Source organism: Alcanivorax sp. NBRC 102024 (genome assembly GCF_001602235.1).
Lineage (GTDB): Bacteria > Pseudomonadota > Gammaproteobacteria > Pseudomonadales > Alcanivoracaceae > Alcanivorax.
Genome location: NZ_BDAS01000001.1, coordinates 138,119 through 162,057, shown reverse-complemented (window position 1 = coordinate 162,057; position 23,939 = coordinate 138,119). Strand labels below are relative to the sequence as shown.

Annotated in this window: 21 protein-coding genes; 8 read left to right on the top strand and 13 right to left on the bottom strand. The window is 52.7% G+C overall.

Features of this window, described 5'->3' with window-relative positions; translation table 11 throughout:
- Positions 1 to 77 precede the first annotated feature (77 nt).
- Positions 78 to 866, bottom strand: coding sequence for a hypothetical protein (locus A0251_RS00785; protein ID WP_062814937.1), 789 nt, complete (start codon positions 864 to 866; stop codon positions 78 to 80).
- Between the two features lie 39 nt (positions 867 to 905).
- Entirely contained in the window at positions 906 to 1,466 is a 561-nt protein-coding gene (locus A0251_RS00780; RefSeq protein ID WP_062814936.1) for a DUF4339 domain-containing protein, read from the bottom strand.
- Positions 1,467 to 1,716: 250 nt separating this feature from the next.
- Between A0251_RS00780 and A0251_RS00775 the strand changes: the two genes are divergently transcribed.
- Positions 1,717 to 2,046: a helix-turn-helix domain-containing protein gene (locus A0251_RS00775; RefSeq protein WP_062814935.1), complete on the top strand. Its 330-nt coding sequence runs from the start codon at positions 1,717 to 1,719 to the stop codon at positions 2,044 to 2,046.
- Here the strand turns inward: A0251_RS00775 and A0251_RS00770 are convergent.
- The 6 genes from A0251_RS00770 to A0251_RS00745 all read right to left on the bottom strand — a co-directional run bounded on the left by A0251_RS00770 (position 2,043) and on the right by A0251_RS00745 (position 6,525).
- Positions 2,043 to 2,924 carry a hypothetical protein gene (locus A0251_RS00770; protein ID WP_062814934.1) on the bottom strand — a complete coding sequence of 294 codons (882 nt, stop codon included), beginning with the start codon at positions 2,922 to 2,924 and terminating at the stop codon, positions 2,043 to 2,045. The genes A0251_RS00775 and A0251_RS00770 overlap by 4 nt on opposite strands.
- Positions 2,925 to 3,019: 95 nt before the next feature.
- Complete coding sequence (locus tag A0251_RS00765; protein ID WP_062814933.1) at positions 3,020 to 4,027, bottom strand: YqaJ viral recombinase family protein; 1,008 nt, start codon at positions 4,025 to 4,027, stop codon at positions 3,020 to 3,022.
- Positions 4,024 to 4,524, bottom strand: coding sequence for a hypothetical protein (locus tag A0251_RS00760; RefSeq protein ID WP_231874134.1), 501 nt, complete (start codon positions 4,522 to 4,524; stop codon positions 4,024 to 4,026). Before A0251_RS00760 ends, A0251_RS00765 begins: the two co-directional genes overlap by 4 nt.
- An 84-nt stretch (positions 4,525 to 4,608) precedes the next feature.
- Positions 4,609 to 5,577, bottom strand: coding sequence for a DUF932 domain-containing protein (locus tag A0251_RS00755; protein WP_062814931.1), 969 nt, complete (start codon positions 5,575 to 5,577; stop codon positions 4,609 to 4,611).
- 41 nt (positions 5,578 to 5,618) lie between these two features.
- Positions 5,619 to 6,113 carry a DNA repair protein RadC gene (gene radC, locus A0251_RS00750; protein ID WP_062814930.1) on the bottom strand — a complete coding sequence of 165 codons (495 nt, stop codon included), beginning with the start codon at positions 6,111 to 6,113 and terminating at the stop codon, positions 5,619 to 5,621.
- A 79-nt stretch (positions 6,114 to 6,192) separates the two neighbouring features.
- Positions 6,193 to 6,525, bottom strand: coding sequence for a membrane protein (locus tag A0251_RS00745; protein WP_035248785.1), 333 nt, complete (start codon positions 6,523 to 6,525; stop codon positions 6,193 to 6,195).
- 877 nt (positions 6,526 to 7,402) lie between these two features.
- Between A0251_RS00745 and A0251_RS00740 the strand changes: the two genes are divergently transcribed.
- The 7 genes from A0251_RS00740 to A0251_RS00710 are packed head-to-tail and all read left to right on the top strand — an operon-like array spanning position 7,403 to position 15,757.
- On the top strand, positions 7,403 to 8,272 hold the full coding sequence (locus A0251_RS00740) for a metal-dependent hydrolase (protein WP_035248744.1): 870 nt from the start codon (positions 7,403 to 7,405) through the stop codon (positions 8,270 to 8,272).
- Positions 8,272 to 9,273, top strand: a complete 1,002-nt coding sequence (locus tag A0251_RS00735) for a BtrH N-terminal domain-containing protein (protein ID WP_052042942.1) — start codon at positions 8,272 to 8,274, stop codon at positions 9,271 to 9,273. The genes A0251_RS00740 and A0251_RS00735 overlap by 1 nt, the downstream gene beginning before the upstream one ends.
- Positions 9,248 to 10,228, top strand: a complete 981-nt coding sequence (locus tag A0251_RS00730; RefSeq protein WP_231866193.1) for a PaaI family thioesterase — start codon at positions 9,248 to 9,250, stop codon at positions 10,226 to 10,228. The genes A0251_RS00735 and A0251_RS00730 overlap by 26 nt, the downstream gene beginning before the upstream one ends.
- 58 nt (positions 10,229 to 10,286) lie before the next feature.
- A complete protein-coding gene (locus A0251_RS00725) occupies positions 10,287 to 11,837 on the top strand; it encodes a long-chain-fatty-acid--CoA ligase (protein WP_035248742.1) in 1,551 nt (516 codons plus the stop codon).
- A 47-nt stretch (positions 11,838 to 11,884) separates the two neighbouring features.
- On the top strand, positions 11,885 to 13,045 hold the full coding sequence (locus tag A0251_RS00720; protein WP_007150215.1) for an acyl-CoA dehydrogenase family protein: 1,161 nt from the start codon (positions 11,885 to 11,887) through the stop codon (positions 13,043 to 13,045).
- Positions 13,046 to 13,053: 8 nt separating this feature from the next.
- Positions 13,054 to 14,169 carry an acyl-CoA dehydrogenase family protein gene (locus tag A0251_RS00715; RefSeq protein WP_035248740.1) on the top strand — a complete coding sequence of 372 codons (1,116 nt, stop codon included), beginning with the start codon at positions 13,054 to 13,056 and terminating at the stop codon, positions 14,167 to 14,169.
- Positions 14,156 to 15,757 (top strand): GMC family oxidoreductase, encoded by a 1,602-nt coding sequence (locus tag A0251_RS00710; RefSeq protein ID WP_062814929.1) that lies wholly within the window; start codon positions 14,156 to 14,158, stop codon positions 15,755 to 15,757. Before A0251_RS00715 ends, A0251_RS00710 begins: the two co-directional genes overlap by 14 nt.
- Positions 15,758 to 16,404: 647 nt before the next feature.
- Here A0251_RS00710 and A0251_RS00705 read toward each other — a convergent pair.
- From A0251_RS00705 to A0251_RS00685, 5 genes are all read right to left on the bottom strand, one after another.
- Positions 16,405 to 17,289: a metal-dependent hydrolase gene (locus A0251_RS00705; protein WP_062814928.1), complete on the bottom strand. Its 885-nt coding sequence runs from the start codon at positions 17,287 to 17,289 to the stop codon at positions 16,405 to 16,407.
- A 40-nt stretch (positions 17,290 to 17,329) separates the two neighbouring features.
- The gene (locus A0251_RS00700; RefSeq protein ID WP_062814927.1) at positions 17,330 to 18,193 is read right to left on the bottom strand and encodes an SDR family oxidoreductase; all 864 of its coding nucleotides are present in this window, start codon (positions 18,191 to 18,193) and stop codon (positions 17,330 to 17,332) included.
- A complete protein-coding gene (locus A0251_RS00695) occupies positions 18,190 to 19,716 on the bottom strand; it encodes an NAD(P)/FAD-dependent oxidoreductase (protein WP_062814926.1) in 1,527 nt (508 codons plus the stop codon). The genes A0251_RS00700 and A0251_RS00695 overlap by 4 nt, the downstream gene beginning before the upstream one ends.
- Positions 19,713 to 20,669, bottom strand: a complete 957-nt coding sequence (locus A0251_RS17090; RefSeq protein ID WP_082810717.1) for an alpha/beta fold hydrolase — start codon at positions 20,667 to 20,669, stop codon at positions 19,713 to 19,715. Before A0251_RS17090 ends, A0251_RS00695 begins: the two co-directional genes overlap by 4 nt.
- Positions 20,670 to 20,855: 186 nt before the next feature.
- Entirely contained in the window at positions 20,856 to 23,936 is a 3,081-nt protein-coding gene (locus A0251_RS00685) for an Ig-like domain-containing protein (RefSeq protein ID WP_062814924.1), read from the bottom strand.
- Between the last annotated feature and the right edge of the window lie 3 nt (positions 23,937 to 23,939).

Genomic DNA, 23,939 nt, shown 5'->3' with positions numbered 1-23,939 from the left:
TCCTTGTTTGAGGAGTTGATAAAACGGGCAGATTTGCTGCCCGTTCAAGTCAGCGAATGGTTCTTGTTGAAGTATGATCAAAGCTCCGCTATCTGCTGTAGCGCATCTTCATAAGCAAATAGCGTGTCGAAGTTTTCGTTGTAGATAAGGTAGAGGGCGGACTGTATATTTTCGTGGGGTGTTTCCTCGATGACGCCCTTGAATATGTTGGTGTGATGCATGCTGCCGGAAAGGACCATGAAACTGCCGTCCTCCATTACTACCCAGTCAATGGTTTCAAAGGCCCTGGCTCCTTTGTATTTATCAAGAGTCTCCTGAGCCAGAGAGAGGGAGTCCTGGTTTTCTTTTTCAATCATCGAGATCTGGTTTTTTATGCTCCGGATCTCTCTTTCGTGATTCTCAATATCGGCTATTGATTGCTGTTTGACACGAGGCCAAACCGTGTAGCCGGAGCCGTTTTCTGTTTTCGTTTCAGTCCAAGAATTCCCGCTATCGATATGATCTTGGGCTTTCTTTAATAGCTGTTTTTCTCTCGCTATTTCTGATTCGAGTTCGTTTAACCTTTCCTGCAATGTGATCAGCCTGCTGTCGTTTTTTGCAGCATCGATCATTTCATTTGCTGTATCCCTGTAATTCTTTTCTATGTCCTTGAAATCACAGGTGTAACGAACGACATCTCGGCCCCGTTCGTCCTCAATGACAGACCAGTCTGTGCTCTCACAAAGCTTACGGTTATCCAGCGCCTGGCCAACCGTATATTCAGGGAGTAATTCAAGGCGCCCTTCCCGAATGACGTCTATTTCAGAAGAACATCCGGATAGGGCTGCCAGGGAAATGCATGCTAGGGCTACTTTGAGGTTTTTCATGATGGTTCCCTTTTAAAATCGTTCCATGAGGTGATTGGCTTAAGCACCAACCACAATTAAGAGGAAGCAGACGATCCAGACGATGAAGTACGCCAGGTTCTGCTTCAGGGCTTGGGATCGTTGGTAGAGATAGACGGGCACCAGCCACACCCATCCACCAAATGTGCTGGTGTCAGTGCCGGCTTGCTTGAGTCTCTTTTCATCCAGGAAAGACAGGGCGATATTCAGAATCAGGGTGATGTAAATGAAATGGCCGCTGGCAACGGCTTGCTCGGCACGGTACTCGCTGCTGTGAACCATGTAGGCCACAAAATATTCCAGGGTGAGACCAATCAGTGGGGCGAACGCCAGAATCCATACAACGGTGTTGTTGACTTTGGCGCCGGTTAGCGGCGGTGGGGCCGTGTCATCAAGGTGCTCTCGTAGCTGGGTTTCTTCGATGCTGGTCCAGTCCGCGAATCCCTTCTTCCAGACGGATGATCCGTGGCGCAGTGTGCCGTTCCTGATCAGGGTGATGAGATCGGTTTCAGAGATGCCTCCCTTCCTTTCTCCGTTGAGTTCGTAGAACCAGATCTCGTTCCCCGTGGTGCTATTTTCCATTGTTCATTCCTTGTAGTGGCTGTCCTTCCATGGTTTTTAGCCAAGCACAGGTCGAGTGCTGTGCCTGGGAAGAGCGGTCTCGCTCAGGCGCTGTGTTCGCTGGTTTGGAAGGTGTGTCTCAGTTTGAGTGTTATGTAATTCAAGACTCGCAAAGTATTGCAATGCTATACCTTAAGGGTCAAGTATTCCGGTACGACAGAGGTATGGCACTGCCGTAGCGTTGCTCTATCAGATTGATGGAGTGGGCGTGATGAGCTTTCCCGAGCGCCTGAAGGCGGCAAGGTTGGCGTTGGGTCTGACCCAGGAGCAGTTGGGCGACGAGCTTCATGTGACCAAATCCACGATATCCGCCTGGGAAAATGGCCGTGATTCGCCCGGATTTCGTTTACTGCCGAAGTTGAAGGCGGTCCTCGGTGTATCGCTGGATCATCTGATCTGCGGCGATCAGGTTGAGGGTGCCTCAGAGCTGAAGTCCAAGTATGACGCCCAGGTACGCAATGACGCCGAAGCCCAACTACTCAAGGGCTACCGGCGTCTGACTGCCAAACGTCGCAAAGGCCTGCTGGCCATGATTGATTAACCTGCCTGTTTCCCGGCCAGCTTCTGGCTGAGTCCCTGTACGGGCTGTGGTTGAGCATTGCCGGGTGGGGCAGTGCCTTCCGGCACGAACTCCTCCACAACCTGTAACCCTTCCTCCTCCGAGTATTCGAACTGAGCGTTGAGCAGGCCGGCATGGGCTACCTTGTCCAATTCTGCCTGGTGAATGCCCTGGCTTTCCCTGACCTTGGCCGCTTCCCTGGCGTGGCTGACGGCCTCCACCATGGATTGCTCTGCGCGCAGTGTCAGATCCACGTAGTAGATCGGTGCCCGGTGACTCTGGGTGGTGCTCTTCCCGCGTAGCTTCAATTCCAGAGGCAGTGTGGCTAGGTTGCCACCACTGATGGCGTGGAAGTAGCGTAGCCGGGCCGCCAAGGTGCGGATGCTGTTGTAGCCAGTGGTCCGGAACACGAAGCAGCCCAGTTCATCCTCTTCCCCGATCCGTACATACAGCCGTCCGTAGGGCTTGCACAGATCGTGGGCGCCGAATTCGCATAGGTCGGGTGACGGGCAGGGCAGTTGTTCCAGGCCCTGGTCGGTGCGGCGTCGACAGCTCTCACCGTCGCCACTGCACAGGGGCCGGCCACTCTTGCGCTCGAAGAAGGTGTACTCCGCCCGCAGATTCAGGTCCGGATCATTGAAGGGCAGGGTGACGGGAATGCTGCGTAGTTTCTTGCCCTGACCCTCCTGGCGCAGAGCCTCATCCAGTGGGTGCGGTAGCCAGCCCTCCCGGGTCTGGATCTGGGTAGTAATGGTGAATTGGTCGTCTTTCTCCGGCAGACGCTTGCCGTTCTTTTCCACCATGCGGCCAATACTGATACGGCCAATTACGGGTGGAGTAATGGCGAGTCCTTTGATCATGGGAGTCTCCTGTTATAAAAAACGCACAGCCGCCGGGCAGGGCCCGGCGTTTATGCTTTTAGGCTGGCGTGTTGAATGAGGTGATGCGAGAACGATCAGGTGGTGGCCTTGACCAGGAACCGGCGGCTGCCGGCCCGATGCTTGGGGAATTGCTGCAGTAGCGCGGGCTGAGCCTTGAGCAGGGCGTCAGTATCGAGCACCGTACTGTCCTTGCTGCGCTTCCAGCTCACCTGGCCGTCGATGAAGTAAGCCCGAGCGGCGTCACCCATGCGTTGCTGGATGCGTTGCTTGAGCCGGGCTTCCCGTTCGGCCAGACGGGCCAAGCGTTCCCGGATATCCAGCATCTCACTGAAGTCGCCGTTGAGTGCGGTGTCTTCAATGAGATCCAGGGCTTCGCCATCATCACGAGGGTAGAGCGCTCGCAATGACTGGTCGGCGGAGTCGGAGCCATCGGCGTCGGGTGGTGTATCGGTTTCTACCAAGTGCCAAAATGCCCGCTCCAGCTCGATCAGTTGCTTGATGACGGTTTCATCCCGCTCGATGCGGTGTATCTGCAATTCCTGCCCGCAGATCAGCACCGCCACGTCCGCCGCCTGCTTGCCGGTGACGGCCAGCTGATGCTGTACCTGACACTGGATGTACTCCGGTACCCCCTCGGCCCAGAGCCTGGCGCCATTAAGGCCAGTGGTTTTGCATTCCAGGATCTGCACCTCTGGATTGCCCACAACGGAATAATCCAGATTGGCCAGCATCCAGGACTTGTCCGCATCCGGGTGCTGGAGCACGGCATTCACTCGCCGGACCTTGTTGCCCGTCGCCTTGGCATAGGCCTCGGCCACCTTGGGTTCAAGCAGGTTGCCCCAGTACAGCGGGGTATGGATGTCGTCCGGATTAGGAGCTGGTAACAGGCCATCCCGACCGGTCTTGATCATCCACAGCTCCAGGGGCGACTGATACGGGTTGAGCCCCACCGCCGCAGCGGCATCGCTGGCCCCGATACCTTGCTTGCGGACCTTGAGCCACTGTTCCCGGTTCATGCCCTTGGTGGACACCAGGCGCAGGGCCGGACGGGATGAGGGTTTGATAGCGCGGGGTGTACTCATGAGTGACCTCCTTCCAGTTGGGTCAGCCGCTTGGTAAAGCGATCATGGAGATTGATCAGCCGATGGGTCTGGGGCGTCTGATCCGAGGGGATCTCATGACTGCCGCCTTGACTGAAGAAGGTGACTACCAGATCGGTGATCATCTGTTGGATGTCGTCATGGGGTGGCAGATTGCCGTCATTCTCGAGCAGATAGGTGCCCAGCTGTTCGCCCAGGATGGACACCACCTCGTACTCGAACACCCCAGGAAACCCTTGCGGGCCGTACCAGTAGGGCTGCACCTGTTTCCAGATTTCCGGGATGAAATCACACAGGGTGCTGATCAGCTCGATGCAGCCATTACCCCAGACTTCCAGAAGCCGGGTGCTGCGGTTGTTGTTCAGCATCAGCCCCTCATGGAGAAAGGCGCCCCAAATGGCGGCCAGATGCGGGGAGAGGGGTGGCGCAGAAAGTCTGGCTTCTGGGTTTACACGGCTATCGTGATTACGTTCTGTCATGGTCAGGCTCCAAACAATAAAAAGCCCGACCGGCACAGAGCGGGTCGGGCTTTAGTCGAGGGAAAAGAATGAGTCGGGAATCAGTCAGGCCACCAGTTCCAGAGTCTGGCTCAGAGCCCGATGCTTGATCTGGGCTCCCTTGCCGAACCAGGCGGAATCCAGTCGGTTGTCGGTACTGTGGGCGCGACGTTCGTGGTCCACGAACTCGGTCACGGCATTGAGCAGGCCGTAGGCCGTGTTCTTGGCTGACGGCAACTCCGCGCCGCGACCGGCCCCGTCATACAACGCCATGGCCTTCTTCATGGCCTGTTCATTAGGCTTCACCAGCATGTCCCCCGATGAGTAGTTCACATCGGTGAAGACCGAACGCATGACCTTTTCGGCGGTCTTGCGGGTGATGCGCCGCTCGCTCAGGGCCTTCAGGCGATACATGAAGTCATCCCAGGCAGAGACGGAGATACCCAGCTGCTTCTTGACAGCCTGGGCATCGAAGGTGGTGTTGTGGCGGACCTTCACTGCCTGCCCTGCGCCATTGAGAGCTACCGCCAGGGTGTTATTGCACACCACCCGGATACTGGTGAACTGAGCCGTGGTGGCCAGGGTGCCGTCACAGGCGGTGGCCAGCAGCACATAGCCGTTGGTTTGGTCATTCCCTGCCAGGCTGCCGGACTGCCCGGTACGCGCCAGCGCCCAGAGCTTGCGGCCCCCTTTAAGGACGCCAGCGGTTTCCAGCTCAAAGCCGGATTGTTCGGTGAGATCTCGATAGAACTCGAGGATCTGCCGGGGCTGAACCACCTTGAAGCGGTTACTCACTACGGACAGAGGCGCCTGATTGTCTGAGCGGAACAGAACCTTCTGATCCGGGAAGGATGAAATCTGCCCGAGGGCGCCAGCCTTGCTGCTGATGAAGCGGACCGGAGTCTCGCGGATCTCCCAATCCATGCCGGCTTCCTGCATCCAGACATTGAGGGGTTGTTTGGCGGCGAGCTGGTTGCCCAGCCCGTGCCAGGGGGTACGGCCTGCATAGGCCATGCTTTCGACAAGATGTGCCATGGTGAATCTCCTAATAACTAAGAAATGCCCAAAGGGCAGGGTTAGAGCCAGCCGCGCTCGGCTAGGCTGACGTAGCCAGAACGGGACACCACAAAGTGGTCGAGCACCCGCACATCGATCAGCGCTAGGGCGTCCTTGAGGCGTTTGGTGATCTGCCGGTCGGCAGTCGAAGGCTCGCTGCAGCCGGAAGGATGGTTGTGGGCGAAGATGATGGCTGCGGCATTGCAGTCCAGAGCGCGCTGAACCACCACGCGAGGGTAAACAGCGGAGCTATCAATGGTGCCGTTGAACAACGTCTCGAAACCCAGCACCTTGTGCTTGTTGTTGAGGAAGATGGCGGAGAAGACCTCGTTCTTCTCCTGGGCCAGGGCCATCTGCAGGAACTGGGCGACATCGGTGGGCGCAGTGAGCGATTCCCGACCGGTTAGCTCATCCAGCAGAATGGTGGCCGCCGTACTGACGATCTCCTCAGGCTTCACGCAGCCCTGTACGTGGTACAGGCCCTGCTCGTTCTTTACGAAAGTGGGAATATCCATCCAGGCCTCCATAGCGGCATAAAGAAGCCCGCACTGGGCGGGCTTCAGGGGTGTGTGAGTGGTAAGGGGAGAGTGGGACTTACTCGGCATCGAGGCGGAAGCTGTGTCCGCAATCCAGGCATTCCAGGTTGTCGAGATAGGTCTCGTCGAGCTTGGCGCCCAGCGCAGCACCAGCTTCACCACCGGCCACGCCGCCAGCCAAACCGCCAAACACGGCACCGGCGATACCGCCGATGGCGGACCCGGCAGGGCCAAACGCCAGGCCGACCGTAGCGCCCACGCGAGCACCGCTGCTAGCCATGGCAATGCCGCTGGCGGCACCTGCAACCGTGCCTACAGAGCCGCCGACCTTGCGGCCATTCTGCAGGGCGACAACGCGGATGGAACGGCAGGACGGACATTGAATGATCATGAAACCTCCATGAGACAGGGTCAGGAAGGCCATTCCTTCCTGGCTTCATAGAGGTGATATATGGTTGAAAAAATCTGGGATAGTGGCCGCATTTCTCTTCATGCGGGTAGTTGAAGTTTCTGTGTAGTATTTGGATAGTTCGATACTACGCCGATCGCTCTTCTCTATTTAGTTGGCCGATGTTGGTGAGCTGCGGCCTAACATGCCTCTCATCTTCTCGACAGCACCTGCTTGGTGAATTCTCATACGAGTTAGGGCGGGCCTGAATATCGTGCATTTTTCGGTTTTATGATGCTCAAGAAAAGCAGCAATCAGGCGCGGCAGCTCCCGTTTCACTCCGAACAGGTTATTGGCCCCGCCAAGGTATATAGCCTGTTGGTATTCTAGGCTTGGCCAAGGTGGCACCTTTCTGTAGCCGAAGATACCTTTAATCACCCGGAATGTATGTTCACGTTAGTTCGCGCGCTGGTTTGCTGGTCTCGCATTGCTGTGCTGTCTTCCTCGTCGTGGATTGCATTCCAGAACGTTCAGCGATAAATCACTTAGTCTTGCGCTTCTTTCTTTGCGATTCTGGATATTGCAATAACTAGAATCTTGCACAGATTCAGCTCATCCCGCAGGCATCGAAAGTTCAAGGTGGAAGTTTCATCGGCATTCCGGGAAAGATAAATATTCGAAAAACAGCACACCGATTCAATTTTATACAGCGTATCTTCCATGGTCGGACCACACTTCCAAAACCATTTAAATGCAGCTTTATGCATAATGACTGCTTCACAGAGGAGACTTGCGACCTAAGGTTATTGACATTTGGTTGTTCAGCCAAATAAGATCAAGGGATGTCACTACGTAGACAGCCTGTTTATTTGGAGGAATTATGAGTTCTGTATCAATTCAGCCGCGCAAAGTCGCTTTTGATGTCTCGTCAGTGCCACGGCACTGGAATGGCGGTGACCCCGTGCTGACCCGCTTCTTTGATGCCCTCTCAGTGCATTTCCCGGAGGGGGAGCGCTTCTTTATCCAGTCAGTGCGTAACTTCAAGGATCAAGTGACAGATGATCAGCTGAGCGAGGATATTCGTCACTTTATTCGCCAGGAAGGTCAGCACGGGATTGTCCATGATCGTTTCAACGATGTGATGGCCAGCCAGGGCGTGGATGTGGATAAGGTCACTGCGAATCTAAGGACCTTTATTCGCACCACACAAAAGTACCTGCCGAAGAAGTATCAGCTCGCCATGACGGCGGCGTTTGAGCACTTTACGGCAACCCTGGGCGAAACCATGGTCAGCGAGAAGAGCGAGATGTTTAGCGAGGCTGACCCCGTCATGAGAGCGCTATTTCTGTGGCACGGGGTCGAAGAAGTAGAGCACAAGGCCGTGGCCTATGATCTTTATCAGGGCGCAGCAGGTGGAGGCTACTTGACGCGCGCGTCTGCGTTGGTGGTTGCGACCCTGATGGTTCACCTTGTCGTGGCTCCAGTATTTTGGAATATGCTCAAGCTTGATGGCGTAACGCGCCAGCCTGGTGTGATTCTGCGAGGCCTGAACAAGCTTTATGGGCGAAAAGGTATTCTCACAGGCATGCTGCCTGATTTCCTCGCTTGGTTCCGCCCTGGATTTCACCCTTGGGATACCGGTATGCCTGAGAAGGTTGCCGCGTGGTTGGCGGAGTATGAGACTCATGGAGATCCGATGCGGGCATCGGAAACCATTTACGGTCCGGCTCCAGTGAGTGAGGCAGCCTGATGCATGGAGACAAGCAGGATGTCCCCAGTACCGTCGATGTTCCTCATACACATCGGCCTGGGCGTCACTGTGGCAGTTCAGCTATCAGAGACCTGCTGGAGTTTCATGGGCTTAATTTGACGGAAGCTTTCTGCTTCGGGCTGGGTGCCGGGCTTGGTATTACTTATGTGGAAATACCAGGCACGGACACCCCGTTTATTGTCCATGTCCGTTCAATGGGATTTGAGGAAACGGTGTTCTCTACACTGGGCGTGCCGTTTCGCTGGGAAACTTGGCAAGATAAATGTGCTGCCGCCGATGCGCTGGATGCCCATCTTGATGCGGGGCGGCCTGCGCTTCTCTTAACTGATATTTTTTACCTTCCTTATTTCAAGAGCAGTACACATTTCCCCGGTCACGCCATCGTCGCCTGGCAGCGAGCCGAGAAGGGCGAGACGATGCTCGTTAGCGATACCGAGCGCCCAGGGCTTTTAGAGGTGCCTCGTGACAAGTTGGTTGAAGCCAGATTCTCCTTGTCGCCACCCTTTATCCATCATGGTTCATTGTTCGCACCCGAAAGTGTTTCGGTTCAGGTGTCTGCCGATAACGTGCGCAGTGCGATTGTGAAGAATGCAGATAATCTCCTGCAAGGAAGCAGGAATCACGGTATTCAAGCGCTAACAACTTGGATCCAGGAACTTCCTCGCTGGAAGGCAGTGGATAAATGGCAATGGTTGCTCCGTTTCGCCTATCAAGTGATCGAGAAGCGTGGAACGGGGGGCAGCGGCTTTAGAGCGATGTATTCAGAATTTCTCGATGAAGCGAGTGAAATTGTTCCTGAAATACATGAGGCAGGCTTGGTCGAGTTGATGCGCACGAGTGCTGCGGCATGGTCCGCTCTGGCTGATTGTCTGCGAAAGGGGTCCGAAAGTGAAACATTCCCTGAAGAGGCAATAACGGACGCCATTGAATCTGTGCGTGTTGCAGAGACCCGGTATGCGGATGCCGCTTCAACATTCTGATAAAAAGTTGCTAACTATGACAGCTGAGACATCACTCCCGAGAGAACTGCTTGCCGCAAAGGCTTTTTTTGGTTCAGGGCATCCGTTGTTCAGGGTTTTTGGTATCGCAATGGATGACATTACCAAAGATGGCGCGGTAATGAGCATGCCTTGTGTGGAAGAGGTTTGTGATCAACAGGGAAAGCTTCATCGGGGAGCCATCGCTACCTTGCTTGATACGGCATGTGGTTTGGCGATTTTTGTGCGCCTCGGCGACATGCGCCCAATTGCGACAATTGACTTGCGCGTTGATTTCATCGCTAAACCCGAGGCTGGCGAAGGGGTGGCATGTAATGTCACCTGTTTTGCAGTTGAAGAAAATATTGCTTATGTCCGTGGAGAGGCATTTGGGCGTGATGGCGGCAATTTGCTGGCGTCGGTATCAGGCAGTTTTGCGATAGGAACGGCAGGCCCGTCCTTTGATCAATCTGTGAATCCTAGCAATAAGAGAGCCCCCTCCAAGAAAAAAACAATCGATGATGAAGGAATCATCAGCTTCGAAACAGAAAGGGTAACCGCTCTCTCTACTGTGGTCGGCGATGTATCACCATACGAAAAATTTCTTGGTATGACGGCTTCGGACGATAATGGCGAAGCAACCTATAAAATGCCGTTTCGCGAGCAGCACATTGGCAACCCTCTGATCAAGACTTTTCATGGCGGTATTATCGCAAGCTTCGCGGAGCTTGTTGCTGGCGCGCACTTAACAGCGAATCAGACTGAACAAAATAAGCCAGTATGTTCAAGTATGACTCTGGATTATTTGCGCCCGGCCTTTGCGGGTACGTTGGTGGCCAAGCCGAACATTATTCGTGAAGGAAAGCGCTTCATTGTGGTTGTTGTGGATGTGTTTCTTGATGGCGCCCAGGTTTCCCGAGGTCGCTTCATTTATAAGAGAGCCTTCGCTTCCAGCTAATCCAATCTATAAACAACCCTCCCCCCTTCCTTTTCTGCCTCAATAGAGGAGTTCTGTTATGTATATTTCACAGACTTTACGCCGTGCGGTTCAATTAAACGGCCAAGGTACGGCTACCGTTTTTGCTGGTCGGCGGCAAACCTGGCGAGAGTTTGAAGACCGTATCGCATGCCTTGCTAACGGGTTGCTAAGTCTGGGCGTCAATGCGGGTGACAGGGTTGCCATACTGGCATTAAACAGCGATCGCTACCTGGAGTATTTCTATGCAGTGCCGTGGGCCGGTGCGGCAGTGAATCCCGTCAATATTCGGCTCGCACCACCTGAAATCGCCTATACCTTGAATGACTCAGGTTCTAAAGTGCTTTTCGTTGATGACACCTTTGCAGCATTGCTGCCATCCCTACAGCCACAGCTTGAGTCTATCAAGCATGTTGTCTTCATGGGTGAGGGTGAGTGTCCACAAGGGTGTATTGATTATGAATCCCTTGTCGCCAACGCCGATCGAATCCGTGACGCCAATGCTGGCGGTGACGATCTGGCGGGGCTGTTTTATACCGGTGGTACCACTGGGCGGTCAAAAGGCGTGATGCTGAGTCATGACAACCTGGTATTCAATGCCCTAAACGTGGTTGCCGAGATGGGCTATGACAGTGACACCATATATATGCATGCCGGGCCCATGTTCCACTTGGCTGATATGGCCAGCACGTTTGCCGTGACACTGGCTGCGGGGACACATGGCATTGTTCCTCGCTTTGATGTTGATGAAGTGCTGGCTTTCATTGAGCAGGAGAAAGTCACGAACACCCTGTTGGTGCCGACCATGGTCAATCTTCTAGCCTCATCTGGGCGCATCGCCAATTACGATGTCAGCAGCATAAAACGCATGCTGTATGGCGCCTCGCCAATGCCAGAGGCGGTATTGATTAGTGCTATGGAACAAATGCCGACAGTGTCATTTGCTCAGGGCTATGGCCAGACCGAAGCCTCCCCAATCATTACCTCACTCGGGCCAGAACATCACATTCCCGGCGGAGAAAAATTACGTAGCGCCGGTCGCGCAGCACTGGGTGTGGAGGTGGTGGTGCTTGATGAAAATGATCAGGTGGTATCTCAAGGTACGGTTGGCGAAATATGTGCGCGGGGACCAAACGTCATGTTGGGTTACTGGGGAATGGAATCAACAACCGCTGATACCTTGCGCAATGGTTGGCTACATACCGGCGACCTTGGCTACATGGACGAGGATGGATTTGTCTTCATCGTTGATCGAGCCAAGGACATGGTAATCAGCGGTGGAGAAAATATTTTCTCTGTTGAAGTTGAAGGTGCCATTTATAGCCATCCTGCGGTACAGGAGTGCGCGGTAATTGGTATTCCCGATGAACGCTGGGGTGAAGCTGTGCATGCAATCGTGGTGCTGCGTGAAGGAGAGCACGCCAGTGAGGCAGAGATTATCGAACATTGCCGTGAAAGAATTGCAGGTTACAAAGTGCCTCGTAGCGTTGATTTTAAGGCAGAGTCGTTGCCGGTGAGTGGGGCAGGTAAGGTGCTGAAAAACGAACTGCGAGCCCCCTTTTGGGAGAGCAACGGTAAACAGGTTAATTGAGTAATTGATGACCTTGTATTGCGAAATTTATTGGCTTGGAGGCTTCCATGAATCTGGATTTCAGTAATGACGAAAAAGAATTTCGTAAGAGTATCCGGCAGTGGATGAAGGAAAATGTGCCTGATGATATTCGGCGCTGTACTGCCCGAGGAGCGATGCCAGACAAGAATATGCAGCAACGATGGGAGCGTTTGCTGGGCAGTCAAGGTTGGCTCACGTCTACTTGGCCAGAACAATTTGGTGGCCCAGGGTGGAGCGCAACCCAGCGGTATATTTTCGATCAGGAACGCGCCTCGGCAGGGGCTCCGCCAACAAGTCCTTTTGGTGTGGCCATGGTTGGGCCGGTGTTATATACCTTTGGTTCTGAAGCACAGAAGGAACGGTGGTTGCCCGGCATTCAGCGTGGCGAAACGCTATGGTGCCAAGGTTATTCTGAGCCCAATGCGGGCTCAGATCTGGCCTCGTTAAAAACGCGAGCCACGCGTAATGGCGACCATTATTTGGTTAATGGTCAAAAAATCTGGACGACACAGGCCCATTGGGCAGACATGATGTTTTGCTTGGTGCGAACGGATAGCACCGTGAAACAGCAGCAGGGTATTTCATTCCTGCTGATCGATATGAAAACCCCCGGGCTTGAAGTACGGCCGATTTATTCAATTGATGGGCATCATCACCTTAACGAAGTCTATTTTACCGACGTGAAAGTGCCTGTGGAAAATTTGGTGGGTCAAGAAGGAATGGGGTGGACCATTGCCAAGTTTCTTCTTACCCACGAACGCACCACCATTGCCGGTGTGGCGGATATTCACTACGAAATCAATCGCCTTAAAAGTGCTATCGATGCGCTACCAACGGAAACAGATAAGCAGTTGGCGGTGCGTCGGTTGGCTGGCTTGGAAGTCGATCTTATGGCACTGGAATACACCAACTTTCGCACCGTTGCTGCCACAGATGAAGGCAAGCCGTTCGGCCCAGAATCGTCAGGACTGAAAATCAAAGGCACGGAACTACAGCAAAGGGTTTCCCAAGCGATGGTGGAAATCGGAGGTTTGATGTCTTTGCCATGGGATAACGAGGAGCCTATTGGGGAGCAAATTTTTAATCAGGCCAGTCGCCGCTATAACTTCCTGCGTGCGTGCACCATCTATGGTGGATCTAACGAGATCCAGAAAAACGTGTTGGCGAAGATGTTGCTCGGATTGTGAGGTGAAAAATGGATTTCAAGTTACCCGAAAATACCACCATGATTGCGGATACCGCGCGCCGTTATCTTAAAGACAACTATTCATTTGACACCTACATTGCACAGTTGAATGAGAGTAATCACCTTGAAGCGAATCGCTGGCAGGCCATGAATGATTTGGGTTGGTTTGGCCTTCCGTTTGCTGAATCTGTTGGAGGGTATGGCGGCTCATTGCTTGACGTGTGCGCCATTGTTCAGGAGTTAGGAGCCGCGCTTTGTCTTGACCCTTTTGTCGATTTAATTGTTTCCCCCGGCAAGTTATTGGAGTTCGCCAATACGCCAACATCCTTGGCGTTGCTTGATCGCATTATTGCTGGTGAGGCACGTGTGGCTTGCGGTCTTTATGACCGGCATGCCGGTTATCACGTGCTGAACCCTTCCTTGAGGCTAAACGGAGAACGACTTTCCGGGCAGAAGCACGTTGTGTCTGATGGTGGCGTTGCAGACGCCGTGCTCGTCTCCGCTATGTCTGGTGATGAGTTGGTCATTGTCGCGCTACCTTTCGACGCCTGTGACGTTGAAAGATATCGACTGCTCGATGGAAGCCGTGCTGCCAGTTTGACGCTTGATGATGTGCTCATCACAGACGAAATGGTTTTGTGTCGTGGTGATGCGGCAAAGCAAGCGGTTTCTGCCTGGTTCGATTATCTGTGCGCATTGGACTGCGCACGTATGTACGGCGCCTGCCGAGAGGTGTATCAGGCCACTCTGGAATACGCTCGAACGCGTAAACAGTTTGGTAGAACGATTGGCAGTTTTCAGGTAATCCAGCACTACCTTGTTGATGCGTTTATTGATCTCCAGCAGCTGGAATCCATGCTCTTGATGGTGTCAGTAAAAGGAGAGAGCGCAAACGTCGGTGAGCGCGGGCGCGCGACAGCGGCGGCAAAGGCTTACTACGCAAACCGGGCCGTTGGTATCACTCAGCAAGGTATCCAGATCCATGGTGGCGTTGGTGTTACGGAAGAGCTGAACATTGGCCATTACTTCCGTCTGGTGACACATGCATCATTGAGTCATGGCGACCGAGAGCACCACATGTCACGGTTTATTCAGGCGGGGGAGAAGCAAAATGAAGTCGTTTGATTTTATCGTCGTGGGGGCGGGCTCTTCGGGCTGTGTTCTTGCCAACCGGTTAAGCGAGTGCGGCAAGTATTCCGTTTGTCTTATTGAGGCCGGCCCCCACGATAATAGCGGTTTTATTAATATTCCGTTTGGACTCATCGGTCTAATTAAACAAGGAAAGCGAAACTGGGGCTACGACACCGCGCCACAAAGTCACCTTAATAAAAGGCGCCTCTACTGGCCGCGAGGAAAAACACTGGGGGGCAGCAGCTCAATCAATGCCATGGTCTACATTCGAGGCCAACAACAAGACTATGATGACTGGGCAGCGCAAGGCGCAACAGGGTGGGCGTGGAAAGATGTGCAGCCGGTATTCAATGCACATGAAAACAATGAACAATACTCCGCTGACAATTGGCATGGTGTGGGTGGGCCACTGAATGTTACCCGAGTCAGGGATGTTAACCCGTTAACCCCGCTGTTTATTAAGTCCGGTGAAGAGCTGGGTTATACCCGAAACGATGATTTTAACGGGCCGGAACAGAAAGGCTTTGGCCGGTTTCAGGTAACACAAAAAGAAGGGCGCCGGTGGAGTGCCGCGCGTGCTTTCCTGGATCCTGCACGTGGCCGCGATAACTTGCACATCATGACGGATGTGCAGGTAACCAAGGTGTTACTGGATTGCGGCAGGGCGATTGGCGTCGAAATTTGTGATAGTGATGGTGCTCAATCGGTCATTCGTACGAACAAAGAAGTCATCCTGTCCGGTGGGGCGATCAATACCCCTCAGTTGCTGATGTTGTCGGGTATTGGAGAGCGAGAGCACCTATCGAAAATCGGCATCACCTGTTTGCAAGACTCGCCGGAAGTTGGGGAGAACCTTCAAGATCACCTTGATATGACCGTCATGATCAAGGACAAAAGCCGTCAATCAATCGGCATGTCACCGTTTTTTATACCTCGGCTGATTAGTGCCTTCTACCAGTATTTTCGTCATCGGCGCGGCTTTCTTGCCAGTAACGCGGCGGAAGCAGGGGCTTTTGTCAGCCTGCTCAGCGAGCCGGATCGTCCGGATGCTCAGCTACACTTTTTACCGGCTTATCTTCGAGATCATGGACGTCAGTTGACGCCAGGGTTTGGTTGTACGATTCATGTGTGCCAACTCAGGCCTAAGAGTCGAGGACAGATTCGATTGGCCAATAGCGATCCATTTGCTGCGCCTTTGATAGACCCAAACTATCTTTCTCATCCTGACGATATTCTTGTGCTCCGTGAAGGCGTGAAACTAGCCAGAAAAGTGTTTCACAGCCAGTCTTTCGTTTCTGCGTTTGGCGGCGATGATGAGCCGGATTCTTGCGTTGAGAGTGATGACCAGATTGACGCAGATATTCGTCAGCGGGCGGAAACAATCTATCACCCCGTCGGCACTTGCCGTATGGGCAGTGATGAAAAGGCGGTGGTAGATGTTCGCCTGCGGGTAAACGGTGTGCGGGGATTGCGAGTCGCGGATGCCTCGATCATGCCATTGTTAATTAGTGGTAATACGAATGCGCCGTGCATGATGATTGGTGAGCGAGCAGCACAATTCATTCTTGAGGATGTGAGTTAACGAACAGGCAGTCAAGCATCCTAAGCTAACGGTATATGGTTCGCGGTTTGTTAAACCGCTGAAAATACCGGAATTGCCGTAGGCAATATTCGGCATAATGTGTCTTAAGTCATTGAAAAATGTCGCTGAATGTCATGCCTTCTGAGCCGTGGGCCGTCAGCGAGCTGACGATATGTGTTTCGCTTTTCCGAATAAGCACGTCACGGTTGTAAGAATGACGATAATTCGGAGTTTTTAGACGCTCTCTGGTTTTCTCATGATGTGGGCCTTGGCGCTGCGATGTTCTCGCAACCATTATTCGCAGTCAAAGAGGTTATTCTCTATGATGCAGAAACGCTCCCTATTCCGTTTTGACGCCTGGTGGCTTTATACGAGTAGGGCCCCGGTTGATCAAACAACCCGATTGTGATCCTGCCCTGCATGGTGCTACCGGCAGCGGATCGCTTCGATTTTAATGTTGGCCTTACTATTATGGATTGTTTAAGGGTTTTAATAGGTAGGCTGGAACTGTAAATGCGGGAAGCGTAATAGGCGAATTGATACGATATTGTAATATTTTTTGACTTGGCAAGTCAGTGAAGAAATGAACCAGGATTGGCTCCGCTCGTCACCATGTGGGTGGCGAGCGGAGTTTAATATACATCTAATCACGCAGCCGGATTACTATAAAGGTCATGGAGTTGACCGCCTTCTGAGAACAGCTTTTCACGCCAAAGTTTTTCCAGCCCTTTTGTATCGTGTTGATCTGGATGAAAATTGGGCTGAATGAACTCCGGAAGACGAGACAGGATTTGCGACACAAAGCCGTTACGCCCGAACAGTATATTGAGTCCTTTGATATTGTCACTGATTTTGCCAAGCTGGCCGTCTTTCGCGAGCATCCAGCTCCAGGTAATGCCCAACATCGGCAACAATACCACCATGGAGGCGAGTGCTGCGGCTACCCGCTCTGTCCGGCTGTTGCCAATAAGTTCATAAACATCGTAGGCAACGGATTTATGCTCTAGTTCTTCGAGTGCATGCCACTGCCATATCTTGATCATTTCTGGGTCTGCCTGGCGTACGAAATGCTCATCGTCAAGGAGCTGTTCGGCAAGAAGTGCAGTGAAATGTTCCATAAAGGTTGTAGCGGCTAGCCGAGTGCTAGGCGGTAATTTCTCCAGTATGGCTAGGCCGATTTTGACAAACCGATCCGGCGACTGCATGTCATATCCGTATTCGGCGAGAATCTGGTTAAGCCGGTCATGTTCACGCCCATGAATGGCTTCCTGTCCCATGAAGCCTGATATAGCAGCCCGTAGTGATTCGTCCTTTACCTGGCCACGGAAATGTCTTACGGATTCCATGAAGTAACGCTCACCGGGTGGAAAAAAACCGGAAAGCATGGCAAAGAAGGTGGTTGCTGTAGCATTTCCGGCATAAAAATATTTCGGCATGGATTCCGGAAATGCGAAATTGATATGACGCGGCGGAATGCCCACCACAGCGCCGCTGAGTTTCTTAATGTTTTTTACAGTTTTAGACGAGCGCATATCGCCTCCAGTATAGAATGTAATGGTTTATTGAATAATGTCAGGCAATACCCTTATTCGATTTTTTGTTCGAGATTTGTTGTTTTTTAAACATGACTTCGAGCAATCGTTGATAGCCTGTCGGTATCAGTCTCTGGGTGGTGTCCAACATGATCGCGTCACCGCCGACCAGTATTCTTCGTTGGTTTTTGCGAACTCCCTTTAAAATGGTTTTGGCAGCAGCTTCTGGTGTGGTCATGGCAATCTTTTCGAACATGTTGGCAACATCTTCCTTGTCGCCAATGCTCATGCTGCCCATATCGCCCATGCGGCTATTGCGGGCGATATTGGTTTTTACCCCTCCTGGGTGAACGCATGTGGCGCTGACAGGATCTCCCGCGATATCAAGCTCTTCACGTAGTGACTCTGTAAATCCGCGAACGGCAAATTTTGCAGCATTGTAGGCGGACTGGGTTGGAACACTGATGATTCCAAAAACGCTGGAGATGTTGATGATATGGCCCTCACCTGCCTGCTTCAGGTGAGGAAGAAATGCCTTCGTTCCGTATACCACTCCCCAAAAATTGATATTCATCAGCCATTCAAAGTTTTCATAGCTCATTTTATCGACGGTCTCACCAAGGCCGACACCGGCGTTATTCATGATGAGGTTCACTTTTCCATGCGTCGTGACGGTGTCTTCTGCGTATTTATAGACAGCTTCCCTGTCACTAACATCAACCACATGAGTGCTGATGTCGACAGGGTAGCCCGCCAGCAATTCGATAGTGTTGTCGAGGCTTTCCCGGCTGATATCCGAAATGGCCAAATGGCACCCTTCTTTTGCCAGGGCAATTGCCGTGGCTTGCCCGATGCCTGATCCTGCGCCGGTAATAGCGGCGACTTTTCCGGAAAATGATTTCATCGTTGTGCCTCCCTGGTGAGTGTGCTGCCCAGAAGATGTTGGACTAGACTGCGTTTTGCTTTATGAAGATTTGCTCCCTCGAATTTCAGGTAACCATCGTCCATTTTCCCATAGCGAAGTGCTGGAAGATCGTGAAGATAATCGTTGAGATTTTGCCAGGGATCTTTGATGCCCTGTCGAGGAAGACGTTCATCAGCGCGCTGAATGTACCCGGAACGAAGGTTGAGGAAGTTGATATCAGACCTGCAGTCTTCTTTGTCGACAGGAGTTACCTTTTCCGTACCCGTCTTCTGCATATGCTTCAGAAGGCGACAAACAAACTCGGAGGCAATATCTGCTTTGAGAGTCCAGGAGGCGTTGGTGTAGCCAAAGACCAATGCCATGTTGGGTACATTTTCCAGCATCAGCCCTTTGTACATGATGGAGTTTGATATGTTGACATTCTTGCCGTCGACACGAAGATCTGCGCCTCCAAACATTTGTAAATCCAGGCCGGTGGCAGTGATGATAATATCTGCAGGTATCCAATCACCAGATTTCAGTTTTATTCCGGTTTTGGTGATGTTTTGAATGTGGTCGGTCACTACTGAGGCTTTGCCTTCACGAAGCACCTTGAAAAGGTCTCCCTTTGGCACAGCGCACATTCTCTCCTCCCAGGGGTTGTAATGAGGCTGGAAGTGCTTCATGTCGATCTCCGGCCCCAATTGCTTGCGGGCAGCGGCCAGCAATATTCTTCGTATCGCTTTGGGTTTGCGAATAGAAAGATTAAATACGGTTCTCTGCAGCAGGATGTTGCGTGTGCGCGCCATACGGTAAACGACCATTTCTGGTAGCACCCGGCGCAGGTTTTTGGAGATGAGATCTTGTTCCGGTACGGAAGCGACATAGGTGGGTGAGCGCTGCAGCATGGTCACATGTTCGGCTTTGTCTGTCATTGCCGGAACCAATGTCACTGCGGTCGCACCGCTACCGATTACTACAACTCGTTTGCCGCTATAATCATAGTTTTCTGGCCAGTGTTGCGGATGAATAACATCTCCGCCAAAGCGGTTGATGCCGGGAATTTTCGGCGTGTGGCCTGCATCATAGTTATAATAACCGGTACAGTTGAGAACAAATCCAGCCGTGAAGGTTTGCTCTTCACCGGTTTCCTCGTTGATAGCGGTCACCGTCCAGCGATTGAAATCGCTGCTCCAGTCCTCGGAGATTACTTTGAGACCGAATTGAATGTGTTTAATGACTTGGTGCTGTTCAGCGGTTTCTTCAATGTACTTGCGAATAGAGGGGCCATCGGCAAGCATCTTGGTGTCTGTCCAGGGGCGGAAGTTATAGCCGAGTGTGAACATATCCGAGTCAGAACGGATGCCCGGATAGCGAAATAGATCCCAGGTACCGCCAACGCGTTTGCGTCGCTCGAGGATGCCATAGCGTAGATGTGGGCACTTGCGGCTCAGGTGGCAAGCTGCACCAACGCCGGAAAGGCCAGCGCCTATGATCAGCACGTCGAGATGCTTATGTTTCATGATGTAAATCTCCGGTCAGAGGAGCGTATGTGAATAAATTTCGGGTTAAGGCGCTGAAGAAAATCCAGCACAGCTCCGGTAAAGATGCTGTTGCGATCACCCGCTACCATATGACCCGCTTGATTGATCACCCGGTACTGGGCATGTGGCACCAGGGCTAACAATTCCTGGGCCCCCTCTTCGCTGAGCACGTCACTGTGATGACCACGGATCAGTAATATTGGTAGTTCTAGGCTCTTAGCAGCGCGATTGAGCCGCGTGCGACCGAACATGCTTTCATCTGCTTCAGGAATTACCGCATGATCAAGAAAAGCCGGATCCCAGTGCCAGTGGAGGCGGCCGTTAGCGTCCTGACGCAGATTTCTTCGCAGTCCCTGAGAATTTGCAGGCGCTTTTCGTGCTGGGTTATAGGCAGCGACAGCATCTTGGACCTGCTCGAGCGAGTCGAATCCGTCATGGTGGCGACGCATAAACTCAATAACACGGCGAACACCGTTGCGTTCTAGACGGGGGGCTACGTCCACCAGTACCAAGCCTTGGCAGGTCAGGGAGGGCTCCTCTCCAAGTGCGAGCATGGCGGTGAGGCCGCCCATTGATGCACCGACGATATAAGGGGATGAGGGAAGAGACTGAATGATGCTGCGGAGATCTGATATCAAAGCAGTGGCGCTGTAATCCCCTTTGGGGCACCACTGGCTTTCACCATGACCTCTGGCGTCTATGGTCGTTGCGCAGTATCCCGCCCTTGCCATTACGTTTGCCGTGTGCACCCAGGCATGACGTGTCTGTCCGCCGCCATGTAGCAGTAGCACCTGCGGTGACTTTGGATCTCCGAACCGGGTTGCACTAAGAACCAACCCCCCTTTTCCGTGGAACTGTATGTTCCTGCCAGTCTGCGTGGGGCTGCTTGAAGCACTCCGGTCAAGCGTTGTGGGACTATCGTGATGATGCATTATTAGATGCGCTTTTGTTTGGCTAAACAACCAAATATTAACGTTTCATGTATAAAAAGGGAAGTGCTGCTTGAGGAAATTATCGCTGGGTTGTCTGGCTGACGAATTCCTTGTAGGGGCATGACCTACCATAAAAAAGCCCCCATTAAAGGGGGCGTAAATGTGCATATGCACGAGGGGTGTGCGTTAAAAATCTTTTACAGGCAAAAAGGTAAAAGTAAGGTCCACGCCGAGGGGCGGTACCTCCAATTCGACACCGGCCAAACCTATGCCAAACAGATCAATGTTGGCTGGTATGACGAGAGGGTCAGGGTTGCGAACTTTTAGAATCAGGCGACCATCGTCAACAAAACGTAGCGGCCCTTCCAGGGTGACTCCGGTTATTTTTTTACTGCGGATGTCATGCCCAAGTTCAATGAGTAGTCGTGGTTCCAGTTCTGGTGCATCCACCATGAGATCAAACGTGGTGCTAAACCAGGGGCCATCAGGGGTTCGGGTGATATAGCCAGTAATGGGCTGATTGTTTTCATATGCCAAGCGAAGCACCAGGGGGCCGGTGTCTAACGGTATCGTGATTAATCCCAGTGCACGGGCTTCCAGAAACACACTCGTCGTTGGGAGAACAGTGGGGAAGACTTTGGCAATGACGGCGCCGGTGACTTCATTTGATGTCATTGGGTCGCTGTCGATGAGGCGTCGGTTGATGGTGATATCCGACTCATACTGGCTTACCCCGGCTTGCAAGGCGCCTGAGGCGACGAAGGCAAACTTGTTTTCTGGGCAGTCGTCGCCTATACCACAGCCAATGCTGGCATTGGTTATTACACCTGATCGGCTTTTGAGTTGAAGTTTCAGGTAATTGGCGGAGGCAGTTGCTCCGCCATTGCCATCAGGTACGGCGCCTTGCTCATTGTCATCGAGACTGAGGTTCGCGTTGACATCCGCTACAGGTAGTGACCGTAATGATACGCGGGTAATCCTGTCCTCTTCTCCTGTTACCACAAAGTGATTGGTCAGGTCCGGACCTCCTTGTCTAAGGCCAGGCGCTGTGGAGCTGGACTGAGAAATTTGCCGTGTTTGCAGAGGGGCTCCATCATTTGAACATATGGCGTTGACTCCACAGTTCGGCGCTCCTTCCTCGGAGTGCAGGGTATAACGGTAAAGGTCACCAACCCGCCAGGGACTGTTCGGTAAAAATTCGATTCGCTGTGCAAGTACTTTATGGCGACCATTGACGGGCTGCCATACGTTATTAACGGTATCGAAGTGTTCAACAACAAACGTATTGTTATTGACCGTGTTGCTGTCGATGCTGCGGCTGAAGATAACCCGGAGACTAAAGTCCTTGAACAGGTTCGGTACGGGATAAAGCGGGTCAGTATTTTTTCCTCCCACGCATCGACCGTTTCGCCAGTTTTCGCGTTGCCCGGTCAGCACAGCCCCGGTCAGCGCGCAGGGGTATCCGGGGAAAACAGCGGAGACAAGTGGTGCACGTAATTCATTGGCGTTGTCATTGGGAAGGGTGAATTCCGGAAGACGAATGTCGAGGGTTCGATCCTGGTTAAGCGGATTGCCTTGCGTATCTCGAAGCAGGCTGGTCAGGGTCACCTGGATGTCTTTTCCGTGTTGAAGAACGTCCCCTCCGATCAAGACGGTGGCGCCATCATGTCTCATCGGGTAGGTCTGTGTTATGCCATCGACTGAGACTTGCAATGCCCCGTCGAGAAATACAGAAGCAGGGTCCAGGGGCTTATTGAAGTTCAGAATAACAGGATCACCGGGACGGGCATTGGGTTGGAAGGTTTGTCCTGGTGCCCAAGACTGAAGTTGTAAAGGGCGCGTATCCTGGGTTGGTGATGGCGCCTGACGTTGGTTCTCATAGGCTTCCATGCGGAATGAGAGCAAGCCTGATGCCTTCTCCAAGCCCAGCACCTCGGGTTCGACCACGCTGACCGCATCCAGCACTAATATGCCATCTTTAACAACGGCTAACCCGGCCACCTGCACATTTAGCAGGTTCTGGCTGAGAGCTGCGTTCGACTCCTGCCCTTCTGCGGTCATTGCCGCGTCCATATTAAGCAAAGCATAACGAGGGACAGACGAAGAATCGCTGAATGGATTGGGGATCAGATATCCATTGGCGTCACTGAGCAGAGTGATGGTGACTTCACCCGTCTCGAGGCCGGACGGTATTTCGCCTAGAATATTGACGTCCACAGGAGAACCGTTGAGGACGGAGCCGGCGGGCACCCGCAGTGGCACGGCACCTGGAAAATTCGGTGCAAATCCCAGATCGGCTGCAAGATTTCCGCTCAACCCGGTAAATGACTTGTCGCCTAGTACAAAGGATTGTACGGGCACCTGGTTGATCGGGTTGCCGGTTAATGTTGAGGTCAATTCAGGTTGTTCAACACCAAGGCTGCCTACCTTGAGGATTGATGTCGCGCGGGGAAGTGTTGAGTCAGGAATAAAAGTACGCTCGTATTGCGGTAATAAAGCACCGGAGGTTTGGGCTCGCAGCCCGGTAATAGTCAGTGTGTGTTCTACCGGTTTCAGATCCCGGGCGGGGTCAAGTGTCAGATATCGGCCCTGCAGGAACATGGATGCGGGAACCAGTTTGCCCAGATTGTCACGAAGCTGCACAGATCCGCTTTCACCATATTCTATGCTCGTCGGGTCCAGCGTTTGATTGAACGACATTCTGAAGGTGCTCATGTCGTTGGAGCGGCTGGCATCATCAATCGAGTCAAGCAATGATGGCTGGTCCAGAGGGGTAGCTGAGAGGAGCCTGAAAGAGCCACTTCCCATGGCTTCCGATGCGCCCGCCTGGTTGCCAGCGGTACGAAATTGCACGCGGGCCAGGGAGTCTTTATCAATGGCCCCCAAACCATCGCCGATGACAACTAGCTGGTACGTTTGTGTGGGAAGCAGACGAGATTGAGGGCGCAGAATCAGCCCCCTGCCGTTGTCTACTACCTGATAGTCAACAATGACAGTACTGTCATCCATATTGCTGACCAACTGTAGGCGCGCCTCAATATCATCCATTACCGTTTGATCAAGAACGGAAGAAAAACGCAGAACCACAGGCGCGGTGGGTGGTACTTCTGTCTGGCCGGGATAAGGGTAGGAAAAAATCAGTGTATCCGGAGTGCTCCATTGATTGGTCACATCGCCCTGATCGCCACCGCAGCCCGTCAGCTGGGCTGCTATCACTATTGTCACGCTAATAAACAGTTTGCGAATTATATGTTGTTTTTTATTCATTGC